Source organism: Bacillus sp. WC2507 (assembly GCF_052656125.1).
The window spans coordinates 3,027,556-3,041,161 of sequence record NZ_JBQXPN010000001.1; the positions used below are offsets into that span (position 1 = coordinate 3,027,556).

Sequence of the window (13,606 nt, forward strand, 5' to 3'; positions counted from 1 at the left end):
AAAATGAAAGTAAATTCATAGAGAAATATAGTTTTTTTCATATCGAAAATTTAACCTTCATATATTGGTACAAGCAAACGAGAAAGGGGACCATCATGAATTGGTTAGAAGCTTTCATATTAGGGATCATTCAAGGTTTAACAGAGTTTTTGCCGATAAGCAGTACAGGGCATCTTTATTTAGGAAGGCATTTGTTTCAATTAGATGAAGCAGGATTGTTTTTAGATACGATGCTACATATCGGGACTTTACTTGCGGTATTTATTTATTACAAAAAAGAATTTATATATTTAATTAAAAATCCATTTTCAAAACTAATGTTACTACTTATCGTCGGGACGATACCCGCAGTTGTAATCGGCTTATTATTTAAAGACTTCTTTGAGGATATTTCAAAAACAGGTATTACGATAGGATGGGAGTTTTTAGTGACAGGATTCTTTCTCTACATGGCTGATAAACAAAAAAATGGTCGAAAAAAAATGGATAACATTACATATAAAGACGCATTTATTATCGGTTCCTTTCAAGCTGCTGCTATTTTTCCGGCAATTTCTCGCTCTGGTATGACAATCGTCGCTGCTTTATGGAGGAAGTTAGACCGTGAAACTGCTGCTTACTTTTCTTTTTTATTATCAACTCCTGCTATTGTTGGAGCTATCATTTTACAATTTGCAGATGTTTTTCAAGGGAAAACTGAATCTATTTCTAGTACATCTTTAATTGTCGGAACGTTATCAGCAGCGTTCTTTGGTTACATAGCTGTTTCATGGATGATTCAATATTTAAAAAATCATTCCTTAAAAGTGTTTGCGTATTACGTATGGGGATTAGGCATTTTAATTTTAACGTTGCAATTTACTCATGTGTTTTAATTTAGTAACCATTCGTTTAGATCCTGTTTCATTCATACAAGGCAGGGTCTTTTTTCATTAAGGGGGAAAATATGTTTAATAAGGCTATCGTTATTGGTGGAAGTATCGCAGGAAAACTCGCAGCAAAAGCATTATCAACTTCTTTTAAAGAAGTAATCATTATAGAAGCTGGCGAAAAATGGGATGGAAAAACTTCGAGAAAAAGAGTTCCACAAAGTAATCATCCTCATGTGTTATTAAAAGGTGGAGAAAACGCAATTGAGAAATTGTTTCCTAATATTACGAACGAATTAATAGCAGTAGGTAGTATCGTAAATAACTTTACTCGCGATTTAAAATGGCATCAATTTGGTTTATGGAAACAGCCATTCATAGGAGAAATACATATGATTCAACAAAGTAGGTTTTTGCTTGAATGGCATATTCAAACACGAATAGATCATATTTCGAATATCACGAGTAAATTTGAAACATTGGTTGAGGGATTATTAGTAGATGGAAAGGTTAACAAAGTACGTGGAGTAAAAGCTAAATGTTTAGAGACAGGCACGCAAGAAGAAATTCAAGCAGATATCGTAGTTGATGCAAGTGGATTCGGTTCAAAAAGTATAGGGTGGTTACGCGAATACGATACTGAGGTACAAGAAGAGAAAGTGCGTATTGATTTATTTTACACAACTAGAATGTTTAAACTTAAAGAAAATGAGAAATTAGACTGCTGTAATATACTAATGTCTCCAAGTTTCCCTGACAATCCGTATGGTGTTCTTATTCAAACGATTGAGGATAATCGTTATTTTGTTACTTTCAGCGGATATGCAAATGAGAAAGCACCACAAACAGATGATGAATTTTATAACTTTGCTGAAAGCCTATCAATATCCAATGTTACAGACTTCCTAAATAAAGCTGAGGCAATTTCAGATATCAAAACGTACAAAATTCCTTATCAAGTACGTCGGCGATTTGATTTAGTGAATAATTTACCAGATGGGTTTTTGGTAGTTGGAGATTCACATTGTCGTTTTGATCCTGTTTTCGGGCAAGGTGTTTCAGTTGCTGCTATGGAAGCTCACCAATTGCAGTTGCTTTTACAAAGGAGACAAAAACTTGATAAAGCATTTACACAGCAATTTTATAAAAAGACCTCTAATATTATACAAACTCCTTGGGAAATGACTATAACGGAAATATCACGTCATCCGCAGCTAAAAAGAGAGTTAACGATAAAGCAAAAAATTCAGCTTTGGTATACGAAACAAATCTATCAACTATCTGCAAGTGACTCTGACGTTTATATTCGATTAGTACGAGTGATGAATTTAATTCGTAGTCCATTTCACCTATTTCATCCGAAAGTGCTACTTGCTGTGTTACTGAAGCGAAAAAAATAGCAGGAGATGAATCGATTAAAAAAGAATATATAACAGTTAGTAGATATAGAGGGAGTAATCGAGATGAAAATATACATAGAACAATTAAAGAAACACGATGCGAAGGATTTATTTACGTTTGAACTTACGAATAAGTCTTTTTTTGAAACAATGGTGCCAAATCGTGGCTCACAATATTACGATTTTGAATATTTTCAAAAACTACTAGACGATTTATTATTAGAACAGGCGGATGGAGATTCTTATTTTTATTTAATTCGTAATGAAGAAAAAGAAATTGTAGGACGAATAAATTTAGTAGATATAGATACGGAATTTCGAAGCAGTTCGTTAGGCTATCGAGTCGGAGAAAAGTTTACTAAAAAAGGAGTTGCAACAGCAGCTGTAAAATTAATTTTAGACGTAGCGCAAAATAATAAAATTAATGAGGTTCATGCTAAAACAACTACTAATAATCTCGCATCACAAATTGTACTAGAAAAAAGCGGGTTTTCTTCTTATCATAACGAAGCAGATACAGCATCTGTAGAATTAAATGGAGAACATGTGAATTTTGTACATTATATTTGGAGAAATACTTCACGCTTATAATAAGGGGGACTTATTCATGAATGATTTACGTTATCCAATTGGCCAATTTACATACAAACGTCCTATAACTGAAGAAATGATTGATACATGGATTCAAGAAATTGAAGATTTACCTAATGAACTAACAAAGGCAATCAAAGATTTAGATCAGAAGCAGTTAGACACACCGTATCGAGTTGGTGGATGGACGGTTCGTCAAGTAGTTCATCACGTTGTTGATAGCCACATGAATAGCTACATACGCTTTAAATTAGCACTAACAGAAAAGAATCCAACGATTAAACCATATAAAGAAGAGAAGTGGGCAGAACTACCTGATTCTAAATTACCAGTAGATGTTTCGCTAGTAATGTTAGATTCATTACATAAAAGATGGGTTAACCTTTTATATTCTCTAGAAATTGAAGATCTAGAAAAGACATTTAATCACCCTGAAACTGGTGAAACAAAACTTGCTGTTGCAATTGGACTATATGCATGGCACGGACGTCATCATACAGCTCATATAACTTCATTAAGAAAGCGACTAAATTGGTAACATGGATATTACATTAGAGAAGGCAACAGAAATTGATGCAGCAGTTTTATTTCAAATGCAAATAGACTCATTTCGCCCTTTATTAAATAAATATAAAGACTATGAAACAAATCCAGCAAATGAATCTATTGAAAAAACAATTTTAAGGATAAATAATCCCAGCAGTAAATTTTATAAGATTATATTGGATTCGAACCTTGTTGGAGCGATATGTATATCCCAAAAAGAAATACCTTATAAATTTTGGATCAGTCCAATGTTTATTCATCCAAACTATCAAGGGAAAGGAATCGCTCAGAAGGTACTTATTTTAATTGAAGAGATGTTTCCAAAAGCACGAAGTTTTGAACTTGCGACGATTTTAGAAGAAGAAAGAAATTGTTTTCTATACGAAAAAATGGGGTATAAAAGAACAGAAGTTATAAAAAAATTAAATGATACAACTACACTTATTTATTACAAAAAAGAAAGGTAAAGCACTTGAAATACGCTTTACCTTTTTATGTTATTTCAGATTAAATATACAAAAACAATGCATATTCTTCCAAAATATTCGGGTTAGTAATTTTGATAATGAATAAACATACGAAAAGACGTTATTTCGTCGTATATGTTACTAGCGCTTTTTGAATGCTTAAAACACTATCGTCACCTTTAAATTCCTTCGTAATTGGCGTACTCAAACTAGATACCCAAATTTTAAGTTCCGCATCTAAATCAAAATGCCCAGCTGTTTCAATGCTAAATTGTGTAATACTTTTATAAGGAATAGAATGATACTCTGTTTTTTTACCTGATATCCCTTGTTTATCTACTAAAATAAGACGACGATTTGTAAATACGATTAAATCACGAATTAATTTATAAGCATGTTCAACCTTCTCATCGTCTAGCATAATTTTCTCTAAATCACGTTCTACACTTTCGGTACTCGCATTTGATGCATTTCCTAAAATACCGCTAAATAAACCCATAGGAAATTCCTCCTCCATTATTTGTGGATTTTGTTACTTATATTGTACCATGCTACTCGCTATGAAGTTATGATATTACATTAGTAGTTTCTGGCTATTGTTGCAATTCATTTATATAACCTCATCTTAATATCTTATGCTAATATGTAAGTAAGAAAAAAGAAGCAGAGGGATATAGCATGAAAAATATCGGTTTAGTATTAGAGGGCGGAGGAATGAAAGGTTTATATACTGCAGGCGTACTCGAATATTTTATGGAAAAGAACTTATTCTTTCCTTATGTAGTTGGCGTATCCGCTGGAGCCTGTATGGGTGCAACCTATTTATCACGTCAAAAAGGGAGAAATAAAAAAGTAAATACAGAGCTAGTGTCAGATCACCGATATATATCTTATCGAAATTTGATTAGAAAACGCGAATTATTCGGAATGGACTTTTTATTTGATGAAGTCCCTAATAAGATTGTTCCATTTGATTTTCAAACTTTCTTAAATTCAAATGAACAGTTTGTTATAGGGACAACTGACTGCGAAACAGGACAAGCTATTTATTATAATAAAACAGAACATGGTAAAGATATTTTAAAAATTATTCGTGCATCAAGTTCCGTCCCATTTATAGCGCCTGCTGTAGAATATGATAATCGAAAATTGTTAGATGGAGGGATTATAGATCCTATACCAGTTTTAAAAGCGCAAACTGATGGTTATGAAAAGAACGTTGTTATTATGACAAAATCAGAAGGATACGAGAAGCAGCGAAATAAATTTTCTGGACTAGCTAAAATTTTATATAGGAAATATCCGAATATCGCAGAATCTTTAGTAGAACATTATCGTTTTTATAATGAGACGATATCTTATATGAATCAACTGGAACAAAAAGATAACTTTTATGTCATTCAGCCTAGCGTACAACTTCCTATAAGCGGAATAGAAAGAAATAAAGAAAAACTCGTTAATTTATATAATCTTGGCTATACAGATGCTCAATATCATTATGAAAACTTATTAAATTGGATAGAGAAATAAAGGGGTGGAAAGTTGAAGTTAGGAAAACGAATTATTTTTAAGGAATTGCAGAAAATGCATAGTCCACTGTACAAACCATTTCCGAATTGTGACATTCGAAAAGTACGAAAAGATTTTAATACTATGTTTACAGAAGATGATTGTATAAGCGCTGATTTAAATTGTTATTGGATGCATACAGCAGGTACTTTAAGTTACGTACTTAATAACAACGAAAAGGAGATTGTGTTTGATCAAATAAAGTGGCTAAGGAAATCATTTTATGAATGGTTTCCACAATATCGTTTTATAGAAACAGAAATTGTGAAGTATCCCATTTTGTATAGAGATTTCATGAATTATGAGAAGGTCCGAAAACTATTACTATATTATCTTACTGAATAAAAATAAAAAAGTACAAGTTATGCTGCTTGTACTTTTTTTTGTTCATAAAAAATACAATTTTAATACCTTGTTTAAATAGGGATTCTAATACGAAGAAAGAAGTACATATAGAATGATGTAAGGGAGGGAGAGATGTTTAGTTTCCGTTTTCCTTTAATTCATTGTCCAACTCGAATATAGTTAGTTAACTGTGTTAAAATATCTCGAGTGAAATCAAGTACTTATTTTATCAAACATTAAACAAAATAAGTTAGAAGGGACAACATTAACATGGAAAACGTATCAAATATAGATAAATTGGAATCAATAAAATCTTTACAATCGACAATTCGTAAACTTGAAAATGCACTATCACAGATGACTCAAAAAGGCGCAAATACTACATTAGTGAAAAAACGATTTAAAGCTGTTTGCATAGGATTAGCAGTGCTAGAAAACGTTTGGAATCAAGAAAGTCATAAGTATAGCCAAGAAGAGTTAGCAGAAGTACGTAACGTCCTTGCTGGTTTGCTTCCATCAATCGAGAGAGCCTATGATAAGTCTAAAGCTGGTAGTCCGCAAAGAACACTTTTAACAAGAAGAATAAAAGCGTTGGAACTTTCTATTCAAGCAATTGATAAACTTTCTAATAAATAACTCAACTAGATACATAACATCCTAATGCAATCTAATGAAAAGACAGAACTATAAAGGAGGAAAAGGGGTGACTTCAATAATTAGTCCTAAGTTAGAGGAGCTTATTAATCAATTGAAAAGTGGAAACGAGAAAGCTTTGTATACTTTTTTGCATGAGATAAAGTTAAATAATACGCCACTAATAGAACAATGTCCTGTAGATAATCAGTATAAGCTTATAACGTATATATGGTTAGGCGATCAAAATACTGAAAACGTTTATGTATTCGGTAGTTTTCCTGGTTGGAATCTGTCTGTAAATCAATTGCAACGATTGTTACAGACAGATATTTGGTATGTTACGTTTAGGACGAATAAGAGTTTTATTTCAACTTATTATTTTACAGTAAATGATTTTTTCGAAAATAATTGGATAAAGCGTAGTGAACAGTATCGACTAGACCAATTTAATGAAAATACATTTGGAGAAGGTGCCAATAAAGCGTCTGTGTTAAAAACAGGTATGGAAGTGCAGTATAGCAGTCGTTTCCCTTCAAATCATTATCCATCTGGGAGAATTGAAACATATTCTTTTCATAGTTCGATTTTAAATAACACACGTAAAATTCACATTTATACGCCTCATGATTATTCTCACACTTCACATCTTCAAGAGCTTCTCATTGTATTTGATGGGAATTCATTCATTAATAACCTTTCAATCGCAAAAACACTTAATTATTTAATTTACGAAAAAGAAATCCCATCTTATATTGCTGTTGCTATAGATCCTATTGATCGATTAGAAGAGCTAACTTATAACGATAACATGAATACATTTTTAACGAAGGAATTACTTCCGTGGATTCAAGCTAAGTATCACGTATATCAAGAAAAGAATCATACGACAATTGCTGGTTTCAGTCTTGGTGGCTTAGCAGCTTTTTATGCAGCAATTCAAAATCCACATATTTTCGGGAATGTGTTGTCAATGTCTGGATCCGTACATTGGAAAAAGGATGATTATGAAAATGCAATTCCTTGGATTGAAAATCAAATTTCATCAATAGATTTTAATGCGACTCATCTTTATTTTTACATAGCAGTAGGTGAACTTGAAAATGAACCTCTTTTAACAGCTAATAGACGTCTATATAAAGCTTTAGAAAAAAAGGAATACCAAACCACTTATGAAGAGTTTCAAGGCGGACACGACAGCGTGTGGTGGCGAGAAAAACTGTTCGATGGATTAAGGGCATTGAAATTTACAAAAACGACACTAAAAAATAAAAAGGAGAGAGAATCTATGAATCAAGAAGAACTAGATAAAAAACTAAAAAAGCAAGAGATTTTAGTAAAAGATGAGAAAGTTTGGTCCTATACGTATGAGGATCATATTAGTTCTATGGTTAAAGAGGCAGAAAAGAAAGGGTCATTTGATAATTTACCTGGTAAAGGGAAACCTCTTAATCTTGATAAAGATCTTTCGTACAATCCTGAAAAGCAATTGTATAGAACGTTAAAGAATAATCATGTGTTACCTAGGTGGATTGAGCTTTCAAAGGAAATTGATAATTTAAAAGAGAGACTAAAAGAACATACAAATACTGCAGAAGCAGCGGATTTAATTCGAACTATTAATAAAAAGGTTTTAGAACATAATCTACTTTGTCCACCAAGTGCGCAAAAAACGAGGGTGAAAACGGACTTTTAACAATTTTCAATGAAGCTATCTCTTGCTATATAATTAAGTAAGGCATTTTCAATTCATTATGAAAGGGAGGCAAATGTGATGAAGAATACGTATCAACTTCAAATTCCGAAAGAACTAGAGCAGTATCGTAGTATTTTAGAAGAAAGTGTCAAACCGTATATTAAAGTGTCTGGAACATTAGCTGAGACAACTCTTTTTGAAAGTAAGTTTGGTGGTTATCCGTATTTACCTATAGATCAAGAGCATCCTAAAGATTCAAATGGACAACCTATGATGTTACTTGCGCAGCTTAACTTTGAAGAAATGCCGCATGTTGAATATATGCCCCAAAAGGGAATGTTACAGTTTTTTGTAAGTGCTGATGATGAGCTTTACGGAGCAGATTTTGATCATCCAACAATCCAAAAAGACTTTCGAATTATTTATCATTCTACAATTATAGAAGATTTAAATAAGGTAATTACTGATTTTAGTTATTTAAACACTTTAGAATTAGAGGAATTTATCATACCTGAAGCAGCGAAACTAAAGTTTGAATTGGGTTATCAACCCGTTACATCAAGAGATTATCGATTTGAAAAGATTATTAGTGATGACATTGATTGGGAAGAAATCGTTGATGAAGAAAATAATACAGAATTAGGTGAACTGTATGATGATTTATGTGAAGATCAAGGACATAAAATTGGCGGTTATCCATTTTTCACACAGACAGATCCAAGGGAATGGGAAGAAAAATACCAGCAACATGACATATTATTGTTGCAAATCGATACAGATGATTCATTAAATATTATGTGGGGAGATTCTGGTGTTGCTAATTTCTTTATAAAAAAAGACGATTTGTTACATCTAGATTTTTCCAATGTTATTTACAATTGGGATTGTTACTAAAAGTATATAAATGAAATACTAGCAAGCTAAAAAATCTTCCTGAAGGTGAGGGAAGATTTTTTTATGTTAAAAATAAGCGTTATGTTAACTAGAATGGAGAACGGCAAGTGTAATAAAAGTCAAGCGTAAATAACAGAAATAACTATAAATAAAGTAAAGTTGTAAAAACATGTGTAGATAGCAATAAATTTATAAAGTAACACATAAAATAAAATTACTAATTTATATTTTGTATAGAAATAATTTTTCCCACATAAAAATTTCTTGCTGATCAAAAATGATTTGGATTCGTTACATCTTAATCAATAATCGATTAAGATTTGCTGTGATGATTGTATAGCAAAACAAACGATAAAAACTGTAGAAATACGTCTAGATAAAATTTTATGCAAATCTCACTAAAAATCTCCGTCCCGTCTCATTAAGTATAGTTTACTTGGTTTTTGATACCTGATATCGCTTTGTTTCTATAACTACCTATAATATATATTATGTCAACTAGTAAAAAGTAATAAACTTATCATAAGTTAGTAATGTTCGGTATACTTCCCTTTTCTTTTATTTATTAGTGAATAGTTCGTTGATGCTGGATTAGTGTAAATAATCATTAATAAAACATAATAAAAAGCAACTTGTTTAATTATTAAATTTAAACAAGTTGCTTTGAAATTGACTAAACTATATTTATAATTTGTTTGCTTTAGCAATTACTTTGATTTCAATTAATAATTCATCTTGAATTTTAATTTTATAATTGAACTTGTTTGTGAATTATTCGATCATCATTACAATTATTCTTTTTCTTGAAAAATATTGTATTTACGCTTTAAATGCAAACCTTTATTTTTATAAATCCACTGTGAAAATTTATTAACATTATTTTTACCACTTAGGTAAATACGATATTGTTTTTCTTTGTCAACAAAACTTAATTGGAATTTATTATTCTCAAGGATATCTTTAAAAGAATTCATAAAATTATATGATCCTCCAACAAAGCTAACAAAGTATTTATGAGAGTTAACATGACCATCCCCATCAAAATATCCACGAACAAAATGATGTAAATATTCTTTAGGCACGAATGGAAATTTGATATTTAATGATTTACATGGCATAATTCCGTGTATGTTCATAAGGTCGTCTTTTATTGTTTTGCTATTAATATTTAGCATATATACACCTGTTTTTTGTTTTGGTATAGCGGTTGATTTGTTTTTAGTTCTTTTTTTATATCTTCTAAAATATAACTTTCTTTTTGTGATACACTAACACATTGATTTTCTTTTTGTATGACACCATCCGCTGCTATAAACCCTAATATATAAGCCATGTTATTTGACCACGTTTTAAAATAATCTTCTGTTATGTCATACTTTCTCTTCCAACTCCCTATAGCGCGCCTTGGAACGTTATTGTCTGTTAAAACCATACGAATATACCTAGCAGACACATTAGCAAGTATAGCGATTTCTGAAGTGCTCGTCCCTTCTGTATATAGCTGAGTTATTTCAGATTTTGATAGTTTACATTTTGATTTCTTTTTTCTATCTGCATGCATTTATTAACTCTCCTTCTTTTTATTTTTTAGAGCCGTATTTACTTCAATAACATACAACGAAACATACGTTCTTCGTTGCGTATAAGAAGGAATTTACTAAAATAAAACAATTTACATTTACTTTATATTCGTTTTATCTGCTGCTGTATGGTTTGTATTTTATATATAAGAATAATGAATTTGACAAATTTATGAAAAGTACTGCATTTAAGGTGAAAGGTAAAAAGATTTCGTTTAAACTACAATAACAACATACGTATATTGTTAAACGTAAAAAGGAGAACGAATGAAAAAGAAATATATAAATCAAATTCATACTGATGTAAGTTTTAAACCGAAAGATATTATAGGTTTAATGACTGATTACTTTAAAATGAAAACAAAGCTGCGTCCTGTAAAGAATTTACCTATTGTTTTATCGGATAAAACTAATGAGTCTTTAGAGAGTGTTACCTGGTTTGGCCATTCTGCTTCTCTTTTAAAAATAGAAGGTAAAAAATTGTTGTTAGACCCGATGTTTGGAGATGCATCTTCCCCATTTCCTGTGTTTAATAGTAAACGTTATAGTGGTACTTTTTCTTTAGAACGTGAAGATTTTCAAGAAATTGATGCGATTATCATTTCTCATAATCACTATGACCATATGAATTACAAGAGTATTATGCAGTTAAAAGATCGTGCAAAGCACTTTTATGTTCCAACTGGAGTTGCGCAATATTTAATTAAATGGGGTGTTTCACCTAGTAAAATTAGTGAGCATAATTGGTGGGATGAAATTATGTTTGATAATATTAAGTTAGTATGTGCACCTGCAAGGCATTTCTCAGGACGAAGTATGACAGATAGAGATTGTTCTTTATGGTGTTCATGGCTTATTCTTGGTCAAGAGACTAAAGTCTTCTTTAGTGGTGATAGCGGCTATGCTCCTCACTTTAAGGAAATTGGTGATAAATACGGTCCATTCGATCTTACATTGATGGAATGCGGACAATATGATCCGAGATGGTCTGCTATTCATATGTTGCCAGAAGAGACGGTACAAGCTCATATTGATGCGAAAGGAGAACTCCTTCTTCCGATTCATTGGGGTGCTTTTACATTAGCATTACATGAATGGAGTGATCCTATTGAACGTGTGACAAAAGAAGCAAATCGTTTAGGAGTTAATATTGCAACACCTCAAATCGGTGAATCTATTACGTTGAAATCTACAGACTATCCTTCATCAGCCTGGTGGAGAGAAATTTAATTATAAATAAAAAAAGAGCGCACCTTTCTATAAGTGATTCGCTCTTTTTTCTGTATTTAAGTTTATATCACTATATTCGCTTTCCTGCTTTTTATAATTGAATTATATTATCTATAGAACTGTCCTGCTTAGCCAATTCTTCATTCCTATAATCTATTAATTTATGATTAGATAAAACAAAGTTGTGTTCTAATATTAATTCATTGAGGAGTACTTCAGATAAAAAATTTGGTATCATCTCTCCTACGCCGTAATTATAATCACTTAGAATCCAAGAAATCTCTTTCCAATCTAGAATTCCTTCTGAGACTTTTTTGGGAGTTAGATATGCAAATTCATTATGTAGCTCTACTAGATAAACATACATACCGCCAGAATATGAAGAATCCTCCCATTTAATAATACCTTTAAACTGAATATTGTCATGCGTAACTTCTATATTAGTCTCTTGTTTTATTTCACGAATTGCATTTTCTAAAGGTGTTTCTCCCTTTTCTATCTTTCCTCCTACCCCATTCCACAATCCTTTTACAGGGTCATATTCTCTATTTAACATAAGTATCTCTTCATTTCTTTTTATAAAACATAAAGTATGCTTGTACATCATGTAATTCCTTCCTTTGTTATTAATAAGCTCTTACTGGAGATATAAGATGTACTGCTGCAGATTGTTTCCCTGCTTCAATTAATATCGGTCTCATAGAACCGCTGAAACTTAAAGTAACCGTTTCTTCTTTTATCGCCTTTAAAGCATCCATCATAAATCGTCCATCAAAAGATATGTTTAATTGTTTTTCACCTTGAATCGTATCTATCTGTTGTGTCTCGGATATTTTTCCAATCTGAGAAGCGTTAGAAGAAATTTTAATTGTTGATTCGTTTATGATTTCTAAATTGACATTGTTATTTGCCCATTCACTTGCTAATAAGTTTGATCGATCTACACCTTGTAAAATCTTTTTTCTATCTATGTTAATGACTGTCTGAAAATCATTTGGAATTAAACTAGATATACTAGGATATTTCCCTTCAATTAGTCTTGAATATAATGTAGTTGTGCCGAATGTAAAAATAATGTGACTGTCTGAAAGATAGATGTATACGACTTCGGAAGTACTGCTCATTAATTTTAAAAGTTCACTAATAGTTGCACTTGGTACGATACAACTTGCTTTCACATCTGTAGATATTATCGTTTCACGTATAGCAAGTCTATGTGAATCAGTTGCTACACAAATTAATTTATTATGATCTAACTCTAAATGAACGCCAGTAAGAACAGGTCTTGATTCATTTTTAGCTACTGCAAAGACAGTTTGTTTAAATACCTCAATCAAGCTTTCTGTTTCCACTTGTATTTTTGCATGATCGTCTATAAGTGGTACATTCGGAAACTCATATGCTGGAAGTCCATTTAAGTTTAATGTGATTTCTTCTGACTGTATCGTAATTATTTGGTCATTCTTACTTTTTATTACTATATCACTTGGCATTTTCTTTATTATTTCAATGAAATACTTTGCAGGTACGACAATAGTTCCTGCTTTTAAAATAGTTACAATTTTTTCGTCTTCAATTGAAACAGCAAGGAATTTTTCGATAAAAATATTTGAGTTACTTGCGATTAAAGTAATTCCAGATTGATCCACAGTTATTTTTATGCCGGATAATATAGGGATAATAGCTTTAGTAGATATAGCTTTACTTACTTCTGAAAGTGCTTGAGTGAAATGTTTGTGATTAACGATAAACTCCATTCTTTCCCCGCCTTACATGAAATGATAAT

13 protein-coding genes and 2 pseudogenes are annotated in these 13,606 nt (G+C 31.5%); 11 read left to right on the forward strand and 4 right to left on the reverse strand.

Going from position 1 to position 13,606, the window contains the following annotated elements:
* Positions 1 to 95 precede the first annotated feature (95 nt).
* The 5 genes and pseudogenes from ACUN28_RS16220 to ACUN28_RS16240 form a co-directional block, all read left to right on the forward strand.
* Positions 96 to 875 carry an undecaprenyl-diphosphate phosphatase gene (locus ACUN28_RS16220; RefSeq protein WP_016087643.1) on the forward strand — a complete coding sequence of 260 codons (780 nt, stop codon included), beginning with the start codon at positions 96 to 98 and terminating at the stop codon, positions 873 to 875.
* Positions 876 to 946: 71 nt separating this feature from the next.
* Positions 947 to 2,269: an FAD-dependent oxidoreductase gene (locus tag ACUN28_RS16225; protein ID WP_016087644.1), complete on the forward strand. Its 1,323-nt coding sequence runs from the start codon at positions 947 to 949 to the stop codon at positions 2,267 to 2,269.
* A gap of 63 nt (positions 2,270 to 2,332) precedes the next feature.
* Positions 2,333 to 2,860: a GNAT family N-acetyltransferase gene (locus ACUN28_RS16230; protein WP_016087645.1), complete on the forward strand. Its 528-nt coding sequence runs from the start codon at positions 2,333 to 2,335 to the stop codon at positions 2,858 to 2,860.
* Positions 2,861 to 2,876: 16 nt separating this feature from the next.
* Entirely contained in the window at positions 2,877 to 3,398 is a 522-nt protein-coding gene (locus ACUN28_RS16235) for a YfiT family bacillithiol transferase (RefSeq protein ID WP_000999070.1), read from the forward strand.
* Between the two features lies 1 nt (position 3,399).
* Positions 3,400 to 3,873: pseudogene (locus tag ACUN28_RS16240) on the forward strand (GNAT family N-acetyltransferase); the annotation flags it as partial.
* Positions 3,874 to 3,994: 121 nt separating this feature from the next.
* Here the strand turns inward: ACUN28_RS16240 and ACUN28_RS16245 are convergent.
* Positions 3,995 to 4,372 carry a PH domain-containing protein gene (locus ACUN28_RS16245; protein ID WP_000522465.1) on the reverse strand — a complete coding sequence of 126 codons (378 nt, stop codon included), beginning with the start codon at positions 4,370 to 4,372 and terminating at the stop codon, positions 3,995 to 3,997.
* A gap of 179 nt (positions 4,373 to 4,551) precedes the next feature.
* Between ACUN28_RS16245 and ACUN28_RS16250 the strand changes: the two genes are divergently transcribed.
* The 5 genes from ACUN28_RS16250 to ACUN28_RS16270 all read left to right on the forward strand — a co-directional run bounded on the left by ACUN28_RS16250 (position 4,552) and on the right by ACUN28_RS16270 (position 9,010).
* A complete protein-coding gene (locus tag ACUN28_RS16250; protein ID WP_016087647.1) occupies positions 4,552 to 5,403 on the forward strand; it encodes a patatin-like phospholipase family protein in 852 nt (283 codons plus the stop codon).
* A gap of 12 nt (positions 5,404 to 5,415) precedes the next feature.
* The gene (locus ACUN28_RS16255) at positions 5,416 to 5,787 is read left to right on the forward strand and encodes a YxiJ-like family protein (protein ID WP_033660076.1); all 372 of its coding nucleotides are present in this window, start codon (positions 5,416 to 5,418) and stop codon (positions 5,785 to 5,787) included.
* A 270-nt stretch (positions 5,788 to 6,057) separates the two neighbouring features.
* A complete protein-coding gene (locus tag ACUN28_RS16260) occupies positions 6,058 to 6,423 on the forward strand; it encodes a hypothetical protein (RefSeq protein WP_016087649.1) in 366 nt (121 codons plus the stop codon).
* Between the two features lie 67 nt (positions 6,424 to 6,490).
* Entirely contained in the window at positions 6,491 to 8,116 is a 1,626-nt protein-coding gene (locus ACUN28_RS16265; RefSeq protein ID WP_016087650.1) for a DnaJ family domain-containing protein, read from the forward strand.
* Between the two features lie 78 nt (positions 8,117 to 8,194).
* The gene (locus tag ACUN28_RS16270; protein WP_016087651.1) at positions 8,195 to 9,010 is read left to right on the forward strand and encodes a YwqG family protein; all 816 of its coding nucleotides are present in this window, start codon (positions 8,195 to 8,197) and stop codon (positions 9,008 to 9,010) included.
* Positions 9,011 to 9,801: 791 nt separating this feature from the next.
* Here ACUN28_RS16270 and ACUN28_RS16275 read toward each other — a convergent pair.
* Positions 9,802 to 10,571, reverse strand: a pseudogene (locus tag ACUN28_RS16275) (LAGLIDADG family homing endonuclease).
* Between the two features lie 286 nt (positions 10,572 to 10,857).
* Here ACUN28_RS16275 and ACUN28_RS16280 point away from each other — a divergent pair.
* Entirely contained in the window at positions 10,858 to 11,820 is a 963-nt protein-coding gene (locus ACUN28_RS16280; protein WP_016087654.1) for an MBL fold metallo-hydrolase, read from the forward strand.
* Positions 11,821 to 11,911: 91 nt separating this feature from the next.
* Here the strand turns inward: ACUN28_RS16280 and ACUN28_RS16285 are convergent, their stop codons facing one another.
* Positions 11,912 to 12,424 (reverse strand): NUDIX hydrolase, encoded by a 513-nt coding sequence (locus tag ACUN28_RS16285; RefSeq protein WP_033660153.1) that lies wholly within the window; start codon positions 12,422 to 12,424, stop codon positions 11,912 to 11,914.
* A 22-nt stretch (positions 12,425 to 12,446) separates the two neighbouring features.
* On the reverse strand, positions 12,447 to 13,577 hold the full coding sequence (gene dnaN, locus ACUN28_RS16290; protein WP_016087656.1) for a DNA polymerase III subunit beta: 1,131 nt from the start codon (positions 13,575 to 13,577) through the stop codon (positions 12,447 to 12,449).
* Positions 13,578 to 13,606: the final 29 nt, after the last annotated feature.

What these genes read in the sequence shown, in the direction of transcription:
- ACUN28_RS16280 (WP_016087654.1), top strand. Translation starts at nt 10,858, where the DNA reads ATGAAAAAGAAATATATAAATCAAATTCATACTGATGTAAGTTTTAAA.
- ACUN28_RS16220 (WP_016087643.1), top strand. Translation starts at nt 96, where the DNA reads ATGAATTGGTTAGAAGCTTTCATATTAGGGATCATTCAAGGTTTAACA.
- ACUN28_RS16250 (WP_016087647.1), top strand. Translation starts at nt 4,552, where the DNA reads ATGAAAAATATCGGTTTAGTATTAGAGGGCGGAGGAATGAAAGGTTTA.
- dnaN (WP_016087656.1), bottom strand. Translation starts at nt 13,577, where the DNA reads ATGGAGTTTATCGTTAATCACAAACATTTCACTCAAGCACTTTCAGAA.
- ACUN28_RS16230 (WP_016087645.1), top strand. Translation starts at nt 2,333, where the DNA reads ATGAAAATATACATAGAACAATTAAAGAAACACGATGCGAAGGATTTA.
- ACUN28_RS16225 (WP_016087644.1), top strand. Translation starts at nt 947, where the DNA reads ATGTTTAATAAGGCTATCGTTATTGGTGGAAGTATCGCAGGAAAACTC.
- ACUN28_RS16260 (WP_016087649.1), top strand. Translation starts at nt 6,058, where the DNA reads ATGGAAAACGTATCAAATATAGATAAATTGGAATCAATAAAATCTTTA.
- ACUN28_RS16235 (WP_000999070.1), top strand. Translation starts at nt 2,877, where the DNA reads ATGAATGATTTACGTTATCCAATTGGCCAATTTACATACAAACGTCCT.
- ACUN28_RS16285 (WP_033660153.1), bottom strand. Translation starts at nt 12,424, where the DNA reads ATGTACAAGCATACTTTATGTTTTATAAAAAGAAATGAAGAGATACTT.
- ACUN28_RS16270 (WP_016087651.1), top strand. Translation starts at nt 8,195, where the DNA reads ATGAAGAATACGTATCAACTTCAAATTCCGAAAGAACTAGAGCAGTAT.
- ACUN28_RS16245 (WP_000522465.1), bottom strand. Translation starts at nt 4,372, where the DNA reads ATGGGTTTATTTAGCGGTATTTTAGGAAATGCATCAAATGCGAGTACC.